This window comes from Kribbella endophytica (assembly GCF_054781295.1).
On the sequence record NZ_BAAGUR010000008.1, the window covers coordinates 174,008 to 196,839 of the forward strand.

General features: G+C 69.1%; 18 protein-coding genes. 9 read left to right on the top strand and 9 right to left on the bottom strand.

The annotated features are described in order from the left end of the window. The first annotated feature begins 169 nt into the window (after window positions 1-169). Complete coding sequence (locus tag ACYVIO_RS42120; RefSeq protein WP_460656635.1) at window positions 170-3,019, top strand: helix-turn-helix transcriptional regulator; 2,850 nt, start codon at window positions 170-172, stop codon at window positions 3,017-3,019. Between the two features lies 1 nt (window position 3,020). On the opposite strand, the gene ACYVIO_RS42125 is transcribed toward ACYVIO_RS42120, so the two are convergent. Then, window positions 3,021-3,665 (bottom strand): response regulator, encoded by a 645-nt coding sequence (locus tag ACYVIO_RS42125; RefSeq protein WP_460656636.1) that lies wholly within the window; start codon window positions 3,663-3,665, stop codon window positions 3,021-3,023. After that, window positions 3,662-4,696: a HAMP domain-containing sensor histidine kinase gene (locus tag ACYVIO_RS42130; protein ID WP_460656637.1), complete on the bottom strand. Its 1,035-nt coding sequence runs from the start codon at window positions 4,694-4,696 to the stop codon at window positions 3,662-3,664. Before ACYVIO_RS42130 ends, ACYVIO_RS42125 begins: the two co-directional genes overlap by 4 nt. 66 nt (window positions 4,697-4,762) lie before the next feature. On the opposite strand from ACYVIO_RS42130, the gene ACYVIO_RS42135 reads away from it, so the two are divergent. Beyond that, the gene (locus ACYVIO_RS42135; RefSeq protein ID WP_460656638.1) at window positions 4,763-5,425 is read left to right on the top strand and encodes an SPFH domain-containing protein; all 663 of its coding nucleotides are present in this window, start codon (window positions 4,763-4,765) and stop codon (window positions 5,423-5,425) included. Here the strand turns inward: ACYVIO_RS42135 and ACYVIO_RS42140 are convergent. From ACYVIO_RS42140 to ACYVIO_RS42150, 3 genes are all read right to left on the bottom strand, one after another. Next, window positions 5,398-6,684: an ArsB/NhaD family transporter gene (locus tag ACYVIO_RS42140; RefSeq protein ID WP_460656639.1), complete on the bottom strand. Its 1,287-nt coding sequence runs from the start codon at window positions 6,682-6,684 to the stop codon at window positions 5,398-5,400. The genes ACYVIO_RS42135 and ACYVIO_RS42140 overlap by 28 nt on opposite strands. A gap of 1 nt (window position 6,685) precedes the next feature. Next, window positions 6,686-7,198: a CBS domain-containing protein gene (locus ACYVIO_RS42145; protein ID WP_460656640.1), complete on the bottom strand. Its 513-nt coding sequence runs from the start codon at window positions 7,196-7,198 to the stop codon at window positions 6,686-6,688. A gap of 117 nt (window positions 7,199-7,315) precedes the next feature. Continuing rightward, window positions 7,316-9,655: a polysaccharide lyase 8 family protein gene (locus ACYVIO_RS42150; RefSeq protein ID WP_460656641.1), complete on the bottom strand. Its 2,340-nt coding sequence runs from the start codon at window positions 9,653-9,655 to the stop codon at window positions 7,316-7,318. 115 nt (window positions 9,656-9,770) lie between these two features. Here ACYVIO_RS42150 and ACYVIO_RS42155 point away from each other — a divergent pair, with 115 nt between their 5' ends. Beyond that, window positions 9,771-10,787, top strand: coding sequence for a substrate-binding domain-containing protein (locus tag ACYVIO_RS42155; RefSeq protein WP_460656642.1), 1,017 nt, complete (start codon window positions 9,771-9,773; stop codon window positions 10,785-10,787). On the opposite strand, the gene ACYVIO_RS42160 is transcribed toward ACYVIO_RS42155, so the two are convergent. Both ACYVIO_RS42160 and ACYVIO_RS42165 read right to left on the bottom strand, forming a co-directional pair. Continuing rightward, window positions 10,784-11,830, bottom strand: coding sequence for a LacI family DNA-binding transcriptional regulator (locus ACYVIO_RS42160; RefSeq protein ID WP_460656643.1), 1,047 nt, complete (start codon window positions 11,828-11,830; stop codon window positions 10,784-10,786). The two genes, ACYVIO_RS42155 and ACYVIO_RS42160, sit on opposite strands and share 4 nt — an antisense overlap. Before the next feature lie 4 nt (window positions 11,831-11,834). Then, window positions 11,835-14,210: a glycoside hydrolase family 3 N-terminal domain-containing protein gene (locus tag ACYVIO_RS42165; protein WP_460656644.1), complete on the bottom strand. Its 2,376-nt coding sequence runs from the start codon at window positions 14,208-14,210 to the stop codon at window positions 11,835-11,837. A 207-nt stretch (window positions 14,211-14,417) separates the two neighbouring features. Between ACYVIO_RS42165 and ACYVIO_RS42170 the strand changes: the two genes are divergently transcribed. The 4 genes from ACYVIO_RS42170 to xylA are packed head-to-tail and all read left to right on the top strand — an operon-like array spanning window position 14,418 to window position 18,777. Beyond that, complete coding sequence (locus ACYVIO_RS42170) at window positions 14,418-15,764, top strand: extracellular solute-binding protein (protein WP_460656645.1); 1,347 nt, start codon at window positions 14,418-14,420, stop codon at window positions 15,762-15,764. Then, window positions 15,761-16,690: a carbohydrate ABC transporter permease gene (locus tag ACYVIO_RS42175; protein ID WP_460656646.1), complete on the top strand. Its 930-nt coding sequence runs from the start codon at window positions 15,761-15,763 to the stop codon at window positions 16,688-16,690. The genes ACYVIO_RS42170 and ACYVIO_RS42175 overlap by 4 nt, the downstream gene beginning before the upstream one ends. Window position 16,691: 1 nt before the next feature. After that, window positions 16,692-17,579, top strand: coding sequence for a carbohydrate ABC transporter permease (locus ACYVIO_RS42180; RefSeq protein ID WP_460656647.1), 888 nt, complete (start codon window positions 16,692-16,694; stop codon window positions 17,577-17,579). 31 nt (window positions 17,580-17,610) lie between these two features. Then, on the top strand, window positions 17,611-18,777 hold the full coding sequence (gene xylA / locus ACYVIO_RS42185) for a xylose isomerase (RefSeq protein WP_460656648.1): 1,167 nt from the start codon (window positions 17,611-17,613) through the stop codon (window positions 18,775-18,777). Between the two features lie 67 nt (window positions 18,778-18,844). Here xylA and ACYVIO_RS42190 read toward each other — a convergent pair whose 3' ends face one another. Both ACYVIO_RS42190 and ACYVIO_RS42195 read right to left on the bottom strand, forming a co-directional pair. Next, the gene (locus ACYVIO_RS42190) at window positions 18,845-19,573 is read right to left on the bottom strand and encodes a hypothetical protein (protein WP_460656649.1); all 729 of its coding nucleotides are present in this window, start codon (window positions 19,571-19,573) and stop codon (window positions 18,845-18,847) included. A gap of 2 nt (window positions 19,574-19,575) precedes the next feature. After that, complete coding sequence (locus tag ACYVIO_RS42195; protein WP_460656650.1) at window positions 19,576-20,214, bottom strand: papain-like cysteine protease family protein; 639 nt, start codon at window positions 20,212-20,214, stop codon at window positions 19,576-19,578. 186 nt (window positions 20,215-20,400) lie between these two features. On the opposite strand from ACYVIO_RS42195, the gene ACYVIO_RS42200 reads away from it, so the two are divergent. Together ACYVIO_RS42200 and ACYVIO_RS42205 are read left to right on the top strand one after the other, a co-directional pair. Continuing rightward, window positions 20,401-21,303 (top strand): hypothetical protein, encoded by a 903-nt coding sequence (locus ACYVIO_RS42200; RefSeq protein ID WP_460656651.1) that lies wholly within the window; start codon window positions 20,401-20,403, stop codon window positions 21,301-21,303. 207 nt (window positions 21,304-21,510) lie between these two features. Further along, window positions 21,511-22,683 (top strand): MFS transporter, encoded by a 1,173-nt coding sequence (locus tag ACYVIO_RS42205; protein ID WP_460656652.1) that lies wholly within the window; start codon window positions 21,511-21,513, stop codon window positions 22,681-22,683. Window positions 22,684-22,832: the final 149 nt, after the last annotated feature.

Here is a 22,832-nt window from a genome sequence, read left to right on the forward strand (position 1 = left end):
GCGGGGACGGGAGGGGCGGGCGACCGGTCCGGACACTGTTGCCCGCGGCCCGCAGCCGAACAATCCGGGCGGCAGTACGTAGGGGTACGCGACTTTTGGACACGCGCACTCGGTTTCCCCTGCCGCCGCGGGGGTCTAGGCTCACCTCCACCTGGACGGGGAGCTGCCCATGGCCCGCGCGATCGATCGGTTGGTCCGAACGAGTTCACCGGTGCTGGTCGGCCGGGAGGCCGAGCTGCGCCTGCTCACCGGCACGGTCGGGCGGGGTGCGTCGGTCGCGCTGATCGAGGGCGAGGCCGGGATCGGCAAGAGCCGCCTGGTCCGCGAACTGCTGCAGCAGCCGGAGACCGCCGGACTGCACCGGCTGATCGGCTACTGCCAACCACTGCGCGAGCCCTTCCCGTACGGCGCGGTGATCGAGGCGTTGCGGAACTTCCCGGAGAGCACAGAGAGCGCGTTCTCCCCACTGACCGCCGTACTCCGACCGCTGCTGCCCGAGCTCGCCGACCGTTTCCCCGAGGCTCGTCGGCCCGCAGGTGATCCGGCGACCCAGCGGCACCAGGTGTTCCGGGCGATCCGAGAGCTACTGGCGTCGGCGGGCCCGGCGCTGCTGGTGATCGAGGACCTGCACTGGGCCGACGACGGGTCGCGTCAGCTCCTGCGCTTCCTGATGACCGACCCGCCGGACAACCTGTCGGTCGTGGTCACCTACCGCCGTGAGGATCTGACCACCGGACCACCACTTGGTACGGCGTACAGGCCGCCGGTCGGCCTGCCCAGCGCGGTCGTCGCGCTGGAGCCGCTCGACGTGGCCGGCGTCCGGGCGCTGACCGCCGCAATCCTCGGTGCGGAGACGATCGGCACGGACCTGGCCACGCTGCTCTACCAGCGGACCGCGGGCATCCCGTTCGTCGTGGAGGAGGCCGTTCGGACGCTGCCACAGCCGATCGACGGCCGTACGACGCAGCGGTTGCTCGATCACGTCGAGGTGCCGGCGCTGCTGCGGGACGCGATGACCGAGCGGTTGTCGAGCCTCGCCCCGGAGGCCCGCGAGGTCAGCTGCGCGACCGCGGTTCTCGGCGTACCGGTCACGACCGAACTGCTCGGCGGGATCACCGAACTGTCGCCGGATCTCGTCGAGAGAGCGCTCACCGAGGCGCTCTCGGCCGGCGTACTGCGAGAGGCCGGGGACGGGCGTTATGCGTACCGGAATGCCCTTGGCCGACAGGCCGTGTACGACAGCCTGCCGGGTCCGCGCCGGCAGGGACTGCACCGGCGGATCGCGGATCTGCTCGCCGCCGCGGATCCCCAACCGCAGTTGCAGCTGGCCGAGCACAGCCGCCTCGCCGGCCGGACCGAGGACTGGCGCCGGTACGCCGAGTCGGCTGCCGACCGCGGCACCGAGATCGGCGACACCGCGACCGCCACCCGGCTGCTCCAGCGCCTGCTCGCCGAACCGGATCTGCCCAGCGCTGCCGTCGACCGGCTCGCCGCCAAGCTCGGCCTGGCGGCGTACACAGGTCTCGATCAGACCGACCCGATGGACACGCTGCGCCGGCTGCTCACCGACCACCGCCTCTCCCCCGCCGTACGCGGTGAGGTCCGTCTGTACGCCGGTCTGCTGCTGATCCGCGCGGACGGCGGAGTCGCGGCCGGCCGCGCCGAGATCGAACGCGCGATCCCCGATCTCGGGGCGCGTCCCGATCTCGTGGCCAAGGGCGTCGCCGTCCTGGCGCAGCCTTGGCTCGGTACGGCGTCCCTCGAACAGACTCGCCGCTGGTCGCTGCGTGCCGAAGAGGGCCTGCGCACGTCGACCGATCCTGTCCTCACCACTTCGCTGCAGGCCAACCTGTTGGCTTCGCGGCTGCACACCGGTGACGGGCGGGTCTGGGAGGCGTTCGCCGTACTCAACCGGCCGACCGAGGAGCCGGCCGAGCAGCGGCAGCTCGCTCGGCTGCACTGCAACCTGGCGGATGCGTGTGCGGCGATCGGGAATCTGTCGACGGCGGGCGAGCTGCTGCGCAGTGGGATGCAGTTCGCGACGGACTCCGGTGCGCCGTTCGTGGTCAGTACGGCGCGGTCGACGCAGGCCCGGGTGGATTGGATCACCGGGCAGTGGGCCGGGTTGGACGAGCGGGCTGGGCAGTTGCTCGACGAGTACCGGGATCTGTTTCCGGTGACGAGTGAGGTGTCGCTCGCGCTCGCCGGGCTGGCGGTGGCGCGGGGTGAGTGGAGTGAGGCGGCGGAGCATCTGGCGGCGACGGGGGTGCCGAATCCTGCCGACGCGATTGCGCCGGTGGCGTTGGGTGGGTTCGCGTTGCAGACGTGGATGGAGCTGACGCGCGGACGGCTTCCTGCCGCGCTGGAATCGGCGGAGCGTGGGCTGGAACTGTTGCGGCGCAAGCAGGTCTGGGCTTGGGCGGGCGAGGTCGTGCCTGCTGCGATGGCCGCGTTGCTTGCTGCCGGGCGGCGTGACGATGCGCGGCGGGTGCTGGATGAGTTGGATCTCGAGGTGGACGGGCTGGATGCGCCGTTGAGCCGGATCGCCGTGGTGTGTGGGCGGGCGCAGTTGGCCGAGGCTGCGGGTGATCGTGAGGCTGCGATCGCGCTCTATCGCGCGACTCAGCGACAGTACGCCGAGCTGTTGGCGCCGTACTTCGCTGCGCTGGTTGCTGAGCGGGCTGCGCGGTGTGAGCTGGTGGTCGATGAGTCGGCTGGTCTGGCGGAGCTTGCCGTAGTGGCGGACTCCTTCGATCAGTTGGGGGCGACGTACGACGGTGCTCGGTGCCGGCATGAATTGCGGAGCCGGGGTGCGACGGCGCCGTCGCGGCGGGGGCGCAAGGGGTATGGGACCGAGTTGTCGCCGCGGGAGCAGGAGGTCGCGAGGCTGCTCGGGAGCGGGCACACGAATCGGGAGATCGCCGAGGTGCTGTTTCTGTCGCCGCGGACGGTCGAGCAGCATGTCGCGAAGGTGCTGCGGAAGCTCGGGGTCAGCTCGCGGGCTGAGCTGGCGCGGTGAGTCAGGGCTCGATCAGGCCGGCGCGGATCGCGTAGCGGGTGAGTTCGGTGCGGTCGCGCATGCCGAGCTTCTGCAGGATGTTGGCGCGGTGGCGTTCGACGGTCTTGATGCTGATCGTCAGCGCGCCGGCGATCTCCTTGGACGAGTGACCTTCGGCGATCAGCTTGACCACCTCGTCCTCGCGGGGCGTGAGCACCTGGCCGGGCAGCCGCTCTCCCCGGCGTACTCGATCGAGGTAGTCGCGGACGAGCGTGCTCATCACGCCCGGGTAGAGGAACGACTCGCCGCGCCCGGCCGCGCGGCAGGCGTCGACGAGGTCGCGGTCGGCGACCGACTTCAGCACGTAGCCGGAGGCCCCGGCCTTGAGCGCGGCGAAGAAGTACTGCTCGTGGTCGTACATCGACAGCATCAGGATCCGCGGTGGTTCCCTGCGCCGCGACAACTCGAGAGCGGCCTGCAAGCCGGTCATGCGCGGCATCGCGACGTCCAGTACGGCGAGGTCGATCGGCGTCGTGCGTGCGATCTCGACCGCCTCCGCGCCGTCGCCTGCTTCGGCGACCACGGTCAGATCGGGCTCGCTGTCGAGGATCAGCCGCACTCCGCGCCGTACCAGCGCGTGGTCGTCGGCCAGCAGAATGCGGATCACGAGACCTTCAACTCCACCCGAACTCCTCCACGCTGCCCAGGACCGACCCGCAGCTCGCCGCCCACCAGGAGAGCGCGCTCCCGCATGCCCCGGATCCCCGCTCCTTCCATCGGTACGTCGGCCCCGCCGCCTTCGCTTCGCTCGGCTCCCGCTTTGGCCGCGGGCGCCCTTCCCTCGTCGCGAGAGGAGCCCGCCCCGCCGCGGAAGCCTCGACCGTTGTCCTCGATGACCAGCACCACCTGCGTGCCCTGGCGGAGCAGCGAGACCTCGACCTCGGTGGCGCCCGAGTGCCTGGCCGCATTGGTGAGCGCTTCCTGCGCGACCCGGTAGATCACCAGCTCCGTCTCCGGCGCCAGCGCGGCCAACCCCGGCGACGTCACCCGTCGTACGCGCATCCCGTGCGACGAGAACTCCGACGCCAACGCGGCCAGCGCGTTGTGCAGCCCAAGGTCCTCCAGTACGCCGGGCCGCAGCCGCCGCGCCACCTCCCGCACCTCGTCCAGCCCCGCGCGCGCCGTCTCCTGCACCAACCGGAACTCGTCGGCCAACTCCGAAGGCACCCGGTCGGACAACCGCTTCAGCCCGAGCAGTACGGCGGTCAGGCTCTGCCCGATCTCGTCGTGCAGCTCCTGCGCGATCCGGTGCCGCTCGGCCTCCTGCGCCGCGAGCGCCTTCGCGTTGCTCGTCCCGCGTTCGGTCTCGAGCCGGGTCAGCATCGCGTTGAAGCTCCGCACGAGCTTCGTCGCCACCCCACTGCGCCCCTCCGGCAACCGCTGCCCCGGCCGCTGCAGATCCACCTCGTCCATCATCCGCACCAGCCGATCGAGCGGCGCCAGACTCGTCCGCAGCAGCAGCGAGTTCAGCCCGACGATCGCCGCCAGCCCGAGAACGAGCACGATCGCCTCGGAGACCAGCACCCGCGCCGACACGGTCACCGGCAGGAACGCGAGCGCCATCGTCCCGACCACGAACAGCAGCCCGTTGATCAGGCAGACCCGCCAGTACAGAGGAAGCCGCATCCCAGAGGTCATCGCTCCACCTTCGCCCAGGTCACCCGCCGTGTCCACGCAGCCCGCCGAAGGTGGGTGGTAGCACTCATGGCGTCCGTCGCCTCGCCCGACGAGACTGGAGGCGCGGCGGACGGTCCAGGGCTCCGGCCGTTCCGCCGCACCACACCGGCCGCCGCGTACGGCGACCACTCCGAGGAGCTGACCATGAGTCTCCTTCCGATTCTCGCCAGTCTGCCACCGGCCGACACCACCGACCGCTGGGTCCTCACCGGCGCCGTCTCGCTGGCCGTTCTGGCCACCACTTCGTTGCGCACGGCATCGACTGGCCACTGGCTGGTGATCACCCGCTGCGGTCGCGTACGACGCGTGGTTGCCACCGGCATCGCCTTCCGCGTTCCCGGCCTCGACAGCTGCCGTCTCCTCCCCCGCGGTCCGCAGCACGTACCGACCGCGGTCGCCGCACTCACCCGTGACGGCATACAGGTCCAGCTGCTCGTCACCGCCGTACTGCGCGTTGTCGACCCGGTCACCGCCGGCGCCCTGGCCGACCCGATCGGTACGACGCTTGCCGAGGTGCAGGGCATCCTGCGGCGGCTGCTCGCCGACCACGGCGTCGACGACGTACTGCGGGTCCGGACGACGATCGAGCGCAGCGCGTGGGAGGCCGGGCACGGTGTGGAGGTCGAAGGGCTGCTGGTCGACGCCATCGACATCGAGGTGGTTCACGCGAAGTACCGGAGCCAGACGTAGACCCAGGCCATCGCGATGCTCAGCGCGGTCACCACGATGCCGTACCGGGTGAACTGCCAGAACGTGATGTGGTGGCCGGTGCGCGATGCGATGCCGAGGGCAACCACATTGGCGCTCGCGGCAACCGCCGTACCGTTGCCACCGAAGTCGGCGCCCAGGGCAAAGGCCCACCACAACGACTGCCCGGTCGCAGGATCCGGTGCCTCGGCAACGACTCCCTCGACCACGGGCGTCATCGTTGCGACGTACGGGATGTTGTCGAAGAACGCGCCCAGGACGCCCGACCCGAACAGCAACGCGGTCGCCGCGACCAGGTAGTTGTCACCGACCTGCTCGACCGCCCAGTGACCGATCGTCTCGATCACCCCGGTGTGCACGAGGCCGGCGACCATCACGAACAGGCCCATGAAGAAGACCAGCGTCGACCACTCGACCTCGCGCAGCACCTCCGGTACGTCGACCTTCGAGACCAGGATCATCGCGCCGGCGCCGACGAGCGCGACGATCGACGGCTCGAGGTGGAGCACCGAGTGCAGCGCGAAACCGACGACCACCAGGGCCAGTACGACGAGGCAGCGCACGAGCAGCGGGCCGTCCTTGATCGCCCGGCGTTCCTGCAGCGCCATCACCGCGGCGACCTCGGCAGGGTTGTAGCGGAACGACTTGCGGAACAGGAACCGGCTCAGCAGTACGAAGGCCACGAAGACGACCACGACGATCGGCGCCATGTGGACGAGGAAGTCGTTGAAGGTCAGGCCGGCGCGGCTGCCGATGATGATGTTCGGTGGATCGCCGATCAGCGTCGCGGCGCCGCCGATGTTGGAGGCCAGCACCTCGGCGATCAGGTACGGCTGGGCCGGGATCCGGAGCCGGTCGCAGACCACCACGGTGACCGGCGCGACCAGCATGATCGTGGTGACGTTGTCCAGGAACGGCGAGGCGATCGCGGTGATCACCATCAGCATCACCATCAACCGGTACGGCTCGCCGCGGGAGCGTTTGGCCGCCCAGATGCCGAGGTAGTCGAACACGCCGGTCTGCTTGATGATCCCGACGATGATCATCATCCCGAGCAGCAGGAAGATGACGTTCCAGTCGATGCCCTCGTGCTCGGAGAAGAACACGTCGGACCCTGGCGCCAGCCCGAGCAGGACCATCGCGGCGGCCGCCAGCAGGACGACCTTGACCTTGTTCGCCTTCTCGGTGGCGATGAAGAAGAACGCCAGCGCGAAGATCGCCAGCGCGACGTACGGCCGCACGTCAGACCGGCGGCGGCTCGCCGGGACCGGTGACCGCCAAGCTGGTTAACAACCGCTCCAGCGTGATCGCCCCCAGCAGTACGCCGTCCGCGCCGACGACCGCGACCAGCGGGCTGCGCAGGCGGGCCATCAACGCGGCGATCTCGAGCAGGGTCGCGTCGGGCGAGACTGTTGCCGGGCGCAATGGTTGGCGCGGCAGGCAGTCGCCGACGGTCAGGCCGCCGAGCTCACGCCAGAACGAGTCTGCACTCGCCTCGTCGACTGTCCGGGCGAGCATCGGGTCCTCCTGGAAGGATCCGGGGATCGCCAGCCGTAGTACCTGGGAGCCGGGCAGGACGGCGGTCGGCCGGGACTGTTCGTCCACGACGATCAGTCCCGGGAGCCGCCCGACCGCCATCATCCGCACCGCCTTGGCCACCGGATCCGTCACAGTCACGGTCGGCACGCCGACAGCAATATCACCTGCCTGCATGACACCGTCCCGTTTCCCATCGATCACCAGCGGTGCGGACATCAGTCACCTCGACTCTCGTCCCGCCGGCGATCAACACCGACAGCAACAAACCTTGTCCGTCGAGTCTCGCCGCCCCCGCACCGCTGGACGATGGGGTCCAGACCCCATCTCGCGCGCTTACCCCAGGCGCACCTTCACCACTCGGCTTGCTCCGGCTGCGCCCTTCACGTCCACGGTGATCTCCAGGCCGAGCGGCGTACGGCGGGTGCTGATTCCCTCGTCGGACTGCAGGACTTGGGCGCCGGGGAGGAGCAGGCGGAGGCGGATCGTCGTCGCCAGTTGGGTCGGGTCGGAGAGCGCGAGCTCGAAGTCTCTGCCTTGTTGACGTTGGATGACCGACAAGGGGTGGTCGGCGAACAGGTTGCCGACCCGACCAGGGCGCCAGAAGTTGGCGAGGGTCAGGCCGGACTGGGTGACGGCTTGGACGTCGGCGGTGTTGGCGAGGACGCGGAGAGTTGAAGATCTCGCGAGTTGCTGGGTTCTGGCGGCGGTTGCGCCGGGGGCGAGTAGATAGCTGTACGACGCGTTGGTGGGATCCACGCCGTGGTCGAGCCAAAGGGTGACGTAGCGCCGCGTGATCGGATCAGCGGAACAGCCGGCGTTGATGTCCCGCCACGAGCCCGTCCTCGCTTCCCGGACCGCGCGCAGCGAGGACGCACCAGAAGACGGCAGGAACACGTACCCGGCGACACCGTCCAGGTGCGCCCAGCGAGGCCGCGCGATCGACGCCGTGTCCCCCAGCGCAGGCACCGTCAGCGCGCCGTCGACCACCAGCTTGTTCACACCACCGGCATGCAGATTGCGGTTCTCCACCACCGTCTCCACCGCATGACCGCTGGCCCCAGTGATCCCAGCGCCCAGCGCAACGACGTACTCGTCGAAGCAGAACCACGACTTGCGAGCCCGCAGCGGAGACGACGGCCCCTCGAGATCCTGACCAACAGCGGCGTACCCACCCAGCGTCGACCCACCGACCCACGTAGCGGAAGCCGGCCGAGCAGCCCCCCACTCACCACCGGCCTTCGGCGGCAGCGGCAACTTGTCGACCGTGATGCCAGGCAGCCGATACCGATCGACCGTCGGCCAGAACCCGTCGGCGTACTGCCCGTTGTCCCGGTCGTACAGGTAGGTCATCCCCGAGCCCGTGTGATAGCCCTGATCGTTCTCGCCGTTGCCGGCCTCGTAGTACGCGATCCGCCGGCTCGCCATCGAGATCGCGTACGCCCAACCACCGCGCCGATGGATCGACCGGTCCATGCTCGCGAACAAGGTGTGCCCGTCAGGCTCCGGCGCAGCAGTCACCCCGGCGAGCGACTTCACCAGCGCCACTCGCGGAATCGTTGCCCCAGTCAACATGTTCCCGTAGGTGTCCCGCTGCACCCAGCCCGCGACAGCCGACCGCCACCGCGCGGCCAGCGCCGCGTCGACCCCACCGGCCAACCGAAGGATCGCCTCGGCCGCCGTGTACCCGTCGTCATGATCGGACGCGTTCGAGCGCGACACCGCCCGCCCACGGACGAAGTCGGTCATCCGCAGGTCGTGCACCACCGGCAGGTACGCCTTCGCGACCGAGTCGAACAGGATCTGCCGCTTCGGGTCCGTCACCGCCCACGGCGATCCCGCCAGCAGCGCGAGCAGCTTGCCGATCCCGCTCAGCAGGACGTGCCCATAAGTCCCGGTATAGGCCACCCACGTGTGCTGCACGAACGAACCGTCGCGGTAGAAGCCGTCGCCGGTCGTCACGTACTGCCAGGTGTCGCTCAGCCCGTCGCGCGCGTGGACGAGCTTGGCCTCGTCGTCGGTCACCAACGCACGCACGATGATCGCCTGGCACAGGTCGACCCGGTTCGCACCGGTCGAGAGAGCGCGCCGCGCGGGCGGGAACATGTAGTACGGATCAGGCACGAAGTGGTCGATCGCGGCGCAGTACCGGGCCCGCGCCTCGGCCGGGATCTCGTCGTACAGCAGGACCATGGTCGACGCGAGCGGCCGCGTCGCGCCGATCTCCCACGACCACCAGTTGCCGAACTCAACGGTTCCGGCCTTGTAGATCAGGGTGTTCATCGACTCCAGAGCAGCCAGTACGTCGGCCAGCAGCGCCGACGCTTGGTAGTACGCCGAGCCAGGCGTCGACCAGGCGGTCGCCAACTGCTCGAGGCGGACGTAGGTGTTCGCGACCGACGGATCGGCGGTCAACGGCTGATCGGTGAAGACGAGCTTCCGTCCGGCGGACCGGTCGAGCTTGCTGAGCGAGAACGCGACGGCCGCGTCGATCCGGCCGAGGGCGGCCTTGAAGTCCGGGTCGGCGGGGTCGATCACGTCCCGGCCGGTGAGGTCGGCGGCCCACTTCGCCCGCAGCGCGGCGAAGTCGGTGGGAGCCGCAAAGGCGGTCGGCAGGGAAAGGGTGGTGGCCGCGGCGGCCGCGGTCGAGAGGGTCAGGAAGGTCCGGCGTCGCACAGTGTCTCCTCGGGGTCGGCGGGATCACTGTCGAACGAGTCTGGCCCTGGTCATTCCCTTTGGCAAGAGATTCATTCTAATGACTTTCCCGACGTACGCCGCTAGGCTCTGCTCCGTGAGCACAGAGCCGGTCGCGCGCGGGCAGAAGGCCCGCCACCTCGCCGACGAGCTGCGGCGCGGGATCGCCGGGCTGCGCTGGCCGGGCGGGAAGCTGCCGACCGAGCAGCAGATGGCCGACGAACAGGGCGTCAGTCTCAACACCGTACGGCGGGCGGTCGACCTGCTGGTCCAGGACGGACTGGTCTACCGGCGGCAGGGCTCGGGCATGTACATCGCCGACCAGGTCGTCGGCCCGCTGGTCGGCGTCGCCGTACCGTCGATGACGTACTACTACCCGCGCATCATCGTCGGCATCGAACGCGAGCTCGCCGAGCACGGCGGCCAGATGATGCTGCGCAGCACGGAGTGGGACAAGGCCGAGGAACGCCAGGCGTTGGAGAGCCTCGTCAAGGCAGGCGTTGCCGGGCTGATCGTCGCGCCCGACGAGCCGGTCCACGATGACGACTTCGGTCTGCCGGTCGTACTGGTCGAGCGCGGACTCGAGGATCCGGCGACCGTGCACGAGTTCGTCGGGTCGAACCACGCGGCGGGCGCGCGGGCTGCGGTCAACCACCTCAAGAGCCTCGGCCACCGAAGGATCGGGTACCTCGAGCGGACGGGCCCGCACACTGCGCCGCAGGTGTACGCCGGGCTCAAGGACGACGTCGTGCTGACCAGAGCCGCGAAGAGATGGACCACCGCGGACGCCGATCGATTCCTGGAAGACCTGCTGACAGCAGGCGTCACCGGCGTGATCTGCTTCGCCGACCGCGAGGCGAACCTCCTCCTCAACGCCGCACTCACCCGCGGCATCGCAGTCCCCCAGCAACTGTCGATCATCAGCTACGACGACGAGGTCGCCGACCTGTCCGACGTACCGCTGACCGCCGTCTCCCCCGCCAAGTCCGAGGTCGGCCGGCTCGCGGTCAACGTGCTCCGCGCCCGCCTCAAGGACCCCGAAGCGCCACGCCAGCAGATCTCGCTGGTCCCTCGCTTGATCGTCCGCGAGTCCACCGGCCCGGCGCCGAGCTAGGAGCTGACGCGCGCCGGTTCCGTCGCCGAGTCACGCACGATCAACTGGGTCGCCAACTCCACGTGATGCGAGTCGACCTTCTCCCCCGCCGCCAGCTGCAACGCCGTACGCAGCGCAACCGCACCCATCTCCCGGATCGGCTGCCGCACAGTCGTCAACTGCGGCGACGCCAGCCGCGCGACCTGGGTGTCGTCGAACCCGACCACACTCAGATCCTCCGGCACCCGAAGCCCCCGAGCCCGCGCCGCCTCCATCGCGCCGAGCGCGACCTCGTCGCTCCCCGCGAAGATCGCCGTCGGCGGATCCGGCAGGTCGAGCAACGCGGCCCCACCGGCGAGCCCGTCGTCGTACAGGAACTCCCGCATCCACACGTAGTCCTTCGGCACCGGCGCCCCGGCAGCCTCCATCGCGCCGCGGTACCCGTTCATCCGCGCCTGGTTGCACCCCGACGTCGGCGCCCCACCCAGATAGGCGATCCGCCGGTGCCCGAGTGACAGCAGATGCTGCGTCGCGGCCATCCCGCCCGCGAAGTTCGTCGACCCGACACTCGTCACATCAGGCTGTACGACGTTCATCGGGTCGACCACGACCAGCGGCAACCGGGCCCGCGAGAGCGCGGCCACATCCGCGGCGGTCAGCTCCGAGGTGATCCCGATGACCGCACGCCGCCCGTTGGCCGTCATCTCCCGGATCCACGGCGCCGCGCGACCGGTCGACGCCGACCGCGCCTGCGCCCGCTCCGGGTGCGCGCTCACGACGACGTCCACGTCAGCGGCCTGCCCGGCCTCGACGACGCCCTGGATCACCTCGAGCGAGTAGCTGTTGAGCACGCCCTGGTAGAACAACTCGACGGCGGCCCGCTCGACGACCGGCTCCGGCCGGCGGCCGACGTACTCGTGCTCGCGCAGGATCTCCTGGACCCGGGCACGGGTCGACTCCGACACGTCGCTGCGTCCGTTGAGCACCTTGGAGACCGTCGCGACCGAGACCCCGGCGGAGGCGGCGACGGTGGCCAACGTGACCCGGCCTCTCAACGACGGCACCTGCTCACACTCCTCCTCCTGCTGCGCTGACGGGCGTCAGGCCGACGGGGGTCACCATCGTACGATCGTGCCCCACCACCCGAGTCGCCCCCGTGACCCGCACCGTACCGCGCGCGGGCAGGTCGATCGAGGAAGTTCCGGCCAGCAGCTCGATGTCGCCCGCCTCCACGATCCGGCGCAGGTCAGGTCCCGTGTACGCCGTCCGGTCGGCGTCGACGCGGAACGTCACGTCGACGGCAGCACCTGGTTCGAGCGACACCCGCGCGAACCCGATCAGCAGCTTCAGCGGCCGCGCGACCTGCGCCACGACGTCGTGCAGGTAGAGCTGCACCACCTCGTCGCCGGCCCGCTCCCCCGTGTTCCGCACCTGCACGGTCGCGGTGAACTCACCGTCGGTCGGGATCTCGGTCTCGCTCAGTCGCAGCGCTCCGACCTCGAAGGTCGTGTACGACGCACCGAAGCCGAACGGGTACAGCGGCACGGTCTCCAGCCCGCTGATCCCCGCGCTCTCCGCGCTCCCGAGCGCCGGCTGCAGGTACGTACCGGGCTGCCCACCGATGTGCCGCGGGATCTGCACCGGCAGCTTGCCGCCCGGCATCACCCGTCCGCTGAGCACTCCGGCGATCGCCGCGCCACCTTCCTGGCCGGGCATGAACGCCTGCACCAGTCCGGCCGCACGATCCGCGATGCCGCCGAGCGCGTACGGCCGACCTGAGACGACCACCACGACGACAGGAGTACCAGTGTCGAGCAATGCGTCCAGCAGTTCAGCTTGCACACCCGGCAGGCGCAGGTCTTCGGCGTCGCACCCTTCACCGGACGAGCCGTGCCCGAACAGACCGGACAGGTCGCCGACGTACGCGACGCACAGGTCAGCGTCGCGCGCCGCGTCGACCGCCGCCGCGAAGCCGGAGCGATCGTTGCCCTGCACCTCGCAACCAGGGGCGTGCAGCAACTCGACGCCGGGAAGCTCGTTGCGCAGGGCATCCAGTGCCGAGGGCACCTCGATGCCCAGGGCACGGTCCGGGTAGCGCGGCAGCACGTGGTTCGGGAACGCGTAGCACCCCATGAAAGATTTGGGCTCCGCGGCGGTGGGCCCGACCACAGCAATCTTCCGGTGGTCATCCCTCAGCGGCAGCGCCGTACCGGCATCCAGCAGTACGACGGACCGCTCGGCAATCTCCCGCGCCAGCTCGCGGTTCTCAGCCGAGTCCAGATCGACCGTCTGCACAGAACCCTCAGGAGTCCAGTCCGGATCGAGCAGCCCGAGCTTCACCTTCTGCACCAGCAACCGCCGCGCAGCGCGATCGACCAGGTCCTCTGGCAGCTCACCGGACTCGACCAGCTTGATCAGTCCAGCCCCGAAGCCGATCGTGTCGGGCAGCTCGACATCCGTCCCCGCGGTCAGCGCGAGCGCGCCCGCAGCGTCGGTGTCCGCGGCAACCCGGTGCATCGTCGCCAGGAACGGAACGGCCCAGTAGTCCGAGACGACCGTCCCTTCGAAACCCCACTCGTCCCGGAGCAACTCCGTGAACAGCCAAGGATCCGCTCCGGCCGGCAGCCCGTCGAGATCGGAGTACGACGTCATCACCGACCCAGCGCCAGCAGTCGCGATCGCAGTCTCGAACGTCGGCAGCACGACGTCGAGCAGCTCGCGCCGCCCGATCGACACCGGCCCGTGGTTGCGTCCGGCCCGCGATGCCGAGTACCCCGCGAAATGCTTGAGCGTGGCAACGACCCCGGAGCTCTGCAGCCCGCGCACGTACGCCGAACCGACCATCGCCACCAGATAGGGATCCTCGCCGATCGTCTCCTCGACCCGACCCCACCGGTAGTCGCGTACGACGTCGAGCACCGGCGACAACCCCTGATGCACGCCGGACGCGGCCAGGTCGCGACCGATCGCGCCGGCCATCCGCTCGACCAGCTCGGGATCGAAGGTCGCGCCCCAGGCCAGCGCTGTCGGGTAAACCGTCGCGCCGTACGTCGTGAAGCCGGTCAGGCACTCCTCGTGCACCAGCGCCGGTACGCCGAGCCGCGATCCCGCGAGCACGACCTTGTGCTGCCGCACGACCTCGGCGACACCTTCCTCTACCGTCAGCGGGACACTGCCCCAGACGCGGGTGAGGTGACCGAGTCCGTGCCGGCTCGCGTCCTCGAGCGAGACCGCGCCACCCTCGGCGAACACGTCCTGCATCGGCGCGACGTTCAGCGTGTCCTCGGCCGGAAGCTCCTGCACAGAAGCCATGTCGTTGCCGATCCAGCGGCTGCCGAGCTGCGCGACCTTCTCCGGCAGCGTCATCGCGTCCAGCAGCAGCCCGGCCCGCTCCTCCGCCGTGAGCGCGGTGTCCAGCCACGGCCGATCGTCTCGAGCTGCCACGAAAGTCTCCTTCTTGATCGATCAAAGTCACCGCACGGTCTCGAAACATTTCGCTGTTTCGACCGGCATGTATCGCTAAGAGTGCAGCCTGAAAGTCGAAAGTTTCAAGACCTTGACAGCTACATCACCGAAACCTACGTTACGAAACACAGTCTTAACCGCCGTGAAGTCTCGCGGCCAGGATTTTCGGAGATCAGGGTGGATCCCATGACGACTTCTCGGCGCACGTTCCTCCGCCTGACCGGTGCCGGCGCCGTCGCGGCCGGCCTCGCCGCCTGCGGCACTTCCGGTCCACAGAGCTCCGGCAGCTCGACCGGTGGAGGCAGCACCGGCACCGGTGCGACGTACTGGTTCCTCACCGGCCAGCCGCAGCAGGGCATCCGCGCGGCCCAGGTCAAGCGGTTCAACGACGCGAACTCGGCCACGCAGCTCAAGACCAACGAGTTCCAGAACGACGCGTTCAAGCAGAAGATCAAGACCGCGATCGGCGCCGGCCAGGGCCCGACGCTGATCTGGGGCTGGGGCGGCGGTGGCCTGAAGAGCTACGTCGACGCCAACCAGGTCGAGGATCTGACCAGTTGGTTCGGCCAGAACGCCGAGCTGAAGAACCAGATCTTCCCGGCCGCGTTCGGCGCCGCCACCGTCGGCGGCAAGATCTACGCGATGCCGGTCGAGACCACGACGCCGATCGTGCTGTTCTACAACAAGAAGGTCTTCGAGCAGGTCGGCGCGGAGCCGCCGAAGTCGTGGGGCGACATCCTCGACCTGGTGCCGAAGTTCAACGAGGCCAAGATCGCGCCGTTCTCGCTCGGCGGCCAGTCGCGCTGGACCAACATGATGTGGCTGGAGTTCCTGTACGACCGGATCGGCGGCAGCGAGGTCTTCCAGAACATCTTCGACGGCAAGGCGAACGCCTGGTCCGACCCCTCCTCGCTCAAGGCGCTGGAGGAGATGCAGAAGCTGATCAAGGCGAACGGCTTCATCAAGGGCTTCTCCTCGATCACCGCCGACTCCAACGCCGACCAGGCTCTGCTCTACACCGGCAAGGCCGCGATGATGCTGCACGGCGCCTGGACGTACGGCGGGATGAAGGCCGACGGCGGCGACTTCGTCACCGGTGGCCACCTCGGCTACATGAACTTCCCGCCGGTCGACGGCGGCAAGGGCGACCCGACCAGCACCGTCGGCAACCCGGGGCAGTACCTGTCGATCTCCTCGAAGGCCAGCGACGCCGACAAGGAGGTCGCCAAGAAGTTCCTCGCCGGCAACACCCTGGACGCCGCCTCGGTCGACGCGTGGATCGCGTCCGGCAGCGTGCCGGTGGTCAAGGGCACCGAGGCCAAGCTGGCCGCCGTACCGGACAAGAACGACGCCGAGTGGCTGAAGTTCGTCTACGACACCTCCAGCAACGCCAAGACCTTCGGGCAGTCGTGGGACCAGGCGCTCAGCCCGACCCAGGCCGAGGCGCTGCTGGACAACATCGCCAAGCTGTTCCAGCTCTCGATCAACCCGCAGCAGTTCGCCGACAGCATGAACGCGGTGATCGGCAAGTGACGGCAGCCGCTCCCCCGGCTCCGACGCGGGCCGGTGGGCGGACCGGCTCGACCCGGGTCGGGCGGAGCGGCCCGGTCGCGTGGATGGTCCTGCCGGCCCTCGCGATGTTCCTGGTCTTCGGCGTCGTCCCGCTGGTCGGCGTCCTGGTCCTGAGCTTCACCCAGTGGGACGGGCTCGGCGCGATCAACCCGGCCGGCCTGTCCAACTGGCGCAGCGTTCTGAGCGATCCCGGACTGCCGCACGCGTTGTTCGTGACGTTCGAGATCATGATCTTGTCGTGGGCCGTGCAGACTCCGCTGAGCCTGTTGCTCGGCGTGTTCCTGGCCGGGCGTCAGCGGTACCGCGCTCTCCTGGCCATCCTGTACTTCGTCCCGCTGCTGCTCAGCTCGGCCGCGATCGCGATCACGTACAAGGCACTGCTCGACCCGAACTTCGGGCTCGGCGCCGGACTGCACATCGGGTTCCTCACCCAGGACTGGCTCGGCAAGGACAACCTCGCGCTCGGCGTGGTGATCTTCGTGGTGTCGTGGCAGTTCATCCCGTTCCACTCGCTGATCTACCAAGGCGGCGTGCGGCAGATCCCGACCACGATGTACGAGGCGGCCTCGATCGACGGCGCCGGCCGGGTCCGGCAGTTCTTCAGCATCACGGTGCCGCAGCTCAAGTACACGATCATCACGTCGTCGACGCTGATGGTGGTCGGCTCGCTGACGTTCTTCGACCTGATCTTCGTGCTCACCGCCGGCGGCCCAGGCGATGCCACCCGCGTGCTGGCACTCGACATGTACAAGCGCGGCTTCCAGGCCAACCTGATGGGACCGGCCAGCGTGATCGCCGTCCTGCTGGTGCTGATCGGACTCGCGCTGGCCCTGATCCTGCGCCGCGTCGGCGGCAGCACGACGGCCAGCCAGCAGGAAGGTGCGTGAGATGGCGGTGGCGACCAGCGCCCAGGCGACGACGACCCGAGCAAGCGGCGGTACGTCGTACGGGCGCAAGCTGATCCGGTTCAACTGGCTCGGCGGTTCGGCGGGCTGGCTGTGGCTGGTGATCGTGATCGTGCCGATCTACTGGATCGTGGTCTCGTCCTTCAAGGACCAGAGCGCGTTCTTCACCCAGAACCCGTTCGCGCTGCCGGCCGACCCGACGATCGCCAACTACCAGCTGGTGATCAAGTCGGACTTCCCGCGGTACTTCGTGAACAGCGTGCTCGTGACGGCCGGGACGATCATCCCCGCGGTCGCGATCGCGTTCATGGCGGCGTACGCGATCGTCCGCGGCGCGGGCAGCCGGTTCCTTGCCGGAGTCAACGGATTGTTCCTGATGGGACTCGCGATCCCGTTGCAGGCGACGATCATCCCGGTCTACCTGCTGATCATCAAGATGCACCTGTACGACAGCCTGCTGGCGATCGTGCTGCCGTCGATCGCGTTCTCGATCCCGCTCTCGGTGCTGGTGCTGACGAACTTCATCCGCGACGTGCCCAAGGAGCTGTTCGAGTCGATGCGCGTCGACGGCGCGAGCGAGTGGGGCATGCTGCGCAGCCTCGCGCTCCCGCTGACCCGGCCGGCGCTCGTCACGGTCAGCATCTACAACGGCCTCGGGGTCTGGAACGGCTTCCTCCTGCCACTGATCCTGACCCAGAGCCCCGACAAACGCACCCTCCCGCTGGCGCTGTGGACCTTCCAGGGCCAGTACTCCGTCAACGTGCCGGCCGTCCTGGCTTCGGTCGTGCTGACAACGTTGCCTATCGTGATCCTGTACGCGATCGGCCGCCGGCAGCTGCTCAGCGGGCTCACCGCGGGCTTCAGCCGCTGACCACCACTCTTCCCCCTCGAGAGGATCTTCCATGACAGACGCCGACTACACGCCCACCCGTGGGGACAAGTTCTCCTTCGGTCTGTGGACGGTCGGCTGGCAGGGCGTCGACGTGTTCGGCGGCGAGGTGCGCCCGGTGCTGGACCCGGCCGAAGCGGTGCACAAGCTGAGCGAGCTCGGCGCCTACGGCATCACCTTCCACGACAACGACGTCTTCCCGTTCGGCAGTACGGCGGCCGAGCGCGACGCGCACCTGAAGCCGTTCCGGGCCGCGCTGGAGGAGACCGGCCTCAAGGTCCCGATGGTGACGACGAACCTGTTCTCGCACCCGGTCTTCCGCGACGGCGGCTTCACCAACAACGACCGCGACGTACGGCGCTACGCCATCCGCAAGACGGCCGACCAGCTGGACCTCGCGGCCGAGCTGGGCGCGGAGACCTTCGTCGCCTGGGGCGGTCGCGAAGGCGCCGAGTCGGGCGCGGCCAAGGACGTGCGGTCGGCCCTGGACCGCTACAAGGAAGCCTTCGACATCCTTGGGTCCTACGCGATCGAGCAGGGCTACGACATCCGCTTCGCGATCGAGCCGAAGCCGAACGAGCCGCGCGGCGACATCCTGCTGCCGACGATCGGGCACGCGCTGGCGTTCATCGAGTCGCTGGAGCACTCCGAGCGGGTCGGCCTCAACCCCGAGGTCGGTCACGAGGAGATGGCCGGGCTCAACTACGCGCACGGGATCGCGCAGGCCCTGTGGCACGGCAAGCTCTTCCACGCCGACCTGAACGGGCAGAACGGGCCGCGCTACGACCAGGACCTGCGGTTCGGCGCCGGCAACGCGCGCGGTGCGTTCTGGACGGTCGACGTACTGGAGAACGGCGGGTACGACGGGCCGCGGCACTTCGACTTCAAGCCGCCGCGGACCGAGGACATGGACGGCGTCTGGGCCTCGGCGGCCGGGTGCATGCGCAACTACCTGATCCTGCGCGCGAAGGTCCGTGCCTTCCGCAACGATCCCGAGGTCCAGCAGGCGCTGCTCGACGCGCGCCTCGACCAGCTCGCCCAGCCGACGCTCGCCGCCGGCGAGAACCTGGCGACCCTGCGCGCCGAGGACTTCGACCCCGAAGAGGCCGGCCGCCGCGGCATGGCCTTCGAACAGCTCGATCAACTGGCGATCGAGCACCTGTACGGCACTCGGTCCTGACCCGACATCCGGACCGAGTGCGCAGGGAGGTGCAGGCAGGCGATCGCCTGCCTGCACCAACTGCTTTCTAGGCGTGCTTCTTGCGGTAGAGCACCAGGGTGTAGGCCCCGAGCAGCACCACACCGCCTGCACCAGCCACCCACACCATCGGGAACTTCGAGTCGGTGCTTGTGGTGACGTCGTACCCGCCCGCGGTCCCGTTGGCGTCGTACGTGCTGCCGGGCTGCTTGTCGGCGTACCGGGTGGTGACCTTCTGCTGGTACGCCGAGAGCGTGATCGGCTGCGCACCGATCGCCTCGGTCGCCGACGGGTTCAGCGCGCGGACCTGATCACCCGAGAGCGCGTACCAGGCCCCGATCTGCGGCTCGGTGAACAGCGTCGCACCCTTCGCCGCGCCGGCCATCCGCGACTCCGTGTTGCCGCTGGCAACGTTCACCGCCTGCCACGCACCCGACTGGTCCGGCGCGGTGTAGACCGTCATCGCGGCCCCACCCTTCGACGCCGACGTCGCGACGTACCAGAGCGACGCCACGTCACCGGACTTCCCGGCGACGAACTCCGGGTTCAGCGCGTACACCGGTACGGCGTCCTGCTGCACGACCGTGCCCGCCTTCGCTGCCGCCTGCGGCAGCCGCTGCGCCGCCTTCGCGATCAGCTGACCGGCCTGCGCGGAGTGCGCCGCCACCTTCGCCGCCGCGAGATCCGGACCAGGAGCCGCGGCTCCCGCCGTACCGGCAGCTGTTGCCGCGAGCATCAAACCGCCGGCCAGCGCACCCACCCAACGAAGCTTCTTCATGCTCAGGCTCCGATCCGGTAGAGGGAGTGGGTCCACTGGAACTGCGAGTTGTTCAGGTACCAGTTGTAGGTGGCGGTGTTGTAGCGCGGGTCCGAGCCCCACGGGTTGTAGTACTCGATCGTCGAGTTCGACGAGTCGTACCCGATGATGTCCATCATGTGACCGCCGCCGGACTTCCAGCCGATCCGCGTCATCACCGGGCGGTTGGCGTTGATCTCGGTCTGCAGGGAGCCGAAGCTCAGCGTGCCGCTGATGTAGCTGCCCTGGCTGATCCCGATGCTGCGGAACGCGCGCTGGTCGTTGGCCAGCGTGGCCTGGTCGTTCGGGCAGGCGGCGTTCTGGCTGTAGCCGAAGGCCAGGTTGCAGAACTGGTTCTGCGAGTAGTTCTTGCCGTAGTACTTGGCGATGCTGTTGCCGGTGGCGGCCCAGCACCAGTTCGACTTCTCCTGGGCCTGGCCGGTGACGTTCAGGTACCGGCTGGCCGCTTCCTTCTGAACAGCGGCGTTCTGTACGACGGCCTGCTGGGTGGCGGGAGCGACCGGCGCCGGCGCGGCCGTCGCGGCGATCGGGACGAGCGGCGTCAACCCGACGATCGTTGCCACGAGCCATGACCAGGGGCGGTGCGTGCTGACCCTCCTCATGGGGCCTCCTTCTCTGGGGCGGGGTGAGGCCACTCATCGTGATCAACCGCACACAGCCGGGCAAGCGGTCGCCGGCGGCCGTCGTACACGGTGTGAACGCGCTCCCCGAGGTGAACAGCACTGTGTGAGGTGCTGCGATCGCGCGCTGTGAACGTTTACACTTCCTGCCCAGGAGGATCTGACCGGATGCAGACGCGCTTTCACGTGCCGGACATCGGACCGGAGACGCCGTTCGCCGACGCGCTCCGGATCGCGATCGCGGACCGCGGTCTTGCCCTGAACCGGATCCAGGCCCGGTTGGCCGAGCGCGGACTGCACGTCGGCATCGCGACGCTGAGCACCTGGCAGAGCGGTCGGCGACTCCCCCGGGCCGCGTCACTGGCCGTCGTGACGGCACTGGAGGAACTGCTCGAGCTGCCGACCGGCTGGCTCGCCGTACGGATTCCGCCGGCTCGCCCGGAGACCGCCGTCAGCCACCGCCCGTACGCCGTGGTCGACTACGCGGCAACGCTGACGCGACTGCTCGACGTCGTACGAGGTGATGCTCACGGGCGGCTGCGCAGCGTCACGGTGGTCGAGGAGATCGTCATCGGCCCGGACCGCAGCATGCAGTCGAAACGCGTCGTACAGACCCTGGTCGCGGTCAAGGAGGTCGACCGCCAGATCGTCGTCCACCAAGGCGAACCGGGCTGCGACGTCGCACTGATCACGCCGAACGGCCTGACCGGCTGCCGCACCGGCCGCGTCGCCCGCGACCCCGAGGCCGGCGCGATTCTCGGCGAGCTATTGCTCGACCGCACGTTGCATCCCGGCGACACCGCCGTACTGCACTACGAGATCGACGACCGCAGCCGAATGCCGTCCACGCAGTACTACCGCTTCCACGAGTGGCCCGGGACGCATCACGTGCTCGAGGTCCAGTTCCACCGCGACGCGATGCCGGTACGCGTCACCGAGTTCCGCCGGCGGCACTCCAGTGGGCCGGATCTGGTGCACCAGGACCTGATGATGAGCCCCGACGGGCGCGTCCACGTGGTCGCGCCGACGACGGATGCCGGCCTGATCGGCATCGCCTGGGAGTGGGACTAGCCCCGCTCCGGCTGCCCGCTCCGCCTGCCGACTCCCCGCCCCACTCCCTCCCCCTCCCCACCCCCGCTCCCGGCTCTTCACGTTCTTCAAGTCTTCCCCTCCTCCGCAGTTCCTTGCCTCCCTCATTAACCCGCGCTTGTTTTTAGTCCGCGTCTGCAAGTATTGTCGACGCCGGTAACAGTCGTACTGATTCATGGAGGCACAGTCATGCCGCTCGCTCTGCTCGCGCTGGCCATCGGCGCGTTCGGGATCGGCACCACCGAGTTCGTCATCGCCGGGTTGCTGCCGGAGGTTGCGACCGAGTTCGACGTCTCGATCCCCGCGGCCGGCTGGCTGATCACCGGCTACGCGCTGAGCGTTGCCGTCGGCGCCCTGCCGATGACTGCCCTGGGCAACCGGATGCGCCGCAAGCAGCTCCTGCTGTTGCTGATGGCAATTTTTGTCGCGGGCAACATCCTGTCCGCGCTGGCGCCGTCGTACGGCGTGATGATGGCCGGCCGGATCGTCACTGCGCTGTGCCACGGCGCGTTCTTCGGCGTCGGCGCGGTGGTCGCCTCCGACCTCGTCAAGCCGGAGAAGAAGGCGAGCGCGATCGCGCTGATGTTCACCGGGCTCACCGTCGCGAACGTGCTCGGCGTCCCGATGGGCACCTTCATCGGCCAGGGCTTCGGCTGGCGTGCGACGTTCTGGGTTGTCGCCGGGCTCGGCGTGCTCGGACTGATCGGGATCGCGGCACTGGTCCCCGAGATCGCGCGTCCCGCGGGCGGGAACCTGCGCGCGGAGCTCGCCGTGTTCCGCAGCGCCAAAGTGTGGCTCGCGGTCGGTACGACGGTGCTCGGCTTCGGCGGGGTGTTCGCGTCGTTCACCTACATCGCGCCGATGATGACCGAGGAAGCGGGCCTGCCCGAGGGCGCGATCTCGTGGCTGCTGGTGCTGTTCGGGATCGGCATGGTCTTCGGGAACCTGCTCGGCGGACGCTTCGCCGACCGCGCGCTGATGCCGACCCTCTACACGTCACTCGGCTCGCTCGCGCTGATCCTGGTCGTCTTCGGCTTCACCGCGCACTGGCCAGTCCCGGCGATCATCACCCTGTTCCTGCTCGGCGGCTTCGCGTTCTCCACCACGCCGCCGCTGCAGCTCCGCACGCTGGCCAGCGCTTCGTCGGCTCCGACGGTCGCCTCCGCCGTCAACATCGGCGCCTTCAACCTGGGCAACGCCTTGGCCGCTTGGCTCGGCGGTCTGGTCATCGCGGCAGGCTACGGCTACGCAGCAACCAACTGGGCCGGCGCCGCAATGGCCGTCGGCGCACTGATCCTCGCCCTGATCTCCGGAGCACTCGACCGTCGCTCGGCACCCACGTCCGAACTCGCGACCGCCTAGATCCCGAGCTCACCTACCAAGCACCAGCACCCGAACGGTGGCCGGTACTTGATAGGCGGCGGGCGACCCACCAAGTACCAGCGCCCGAGCGGTGGCCGGTACTTGGTAGGTGGTGGGCGGCGGGCGGCGGGCGGCGGGCGGCGGGCGGC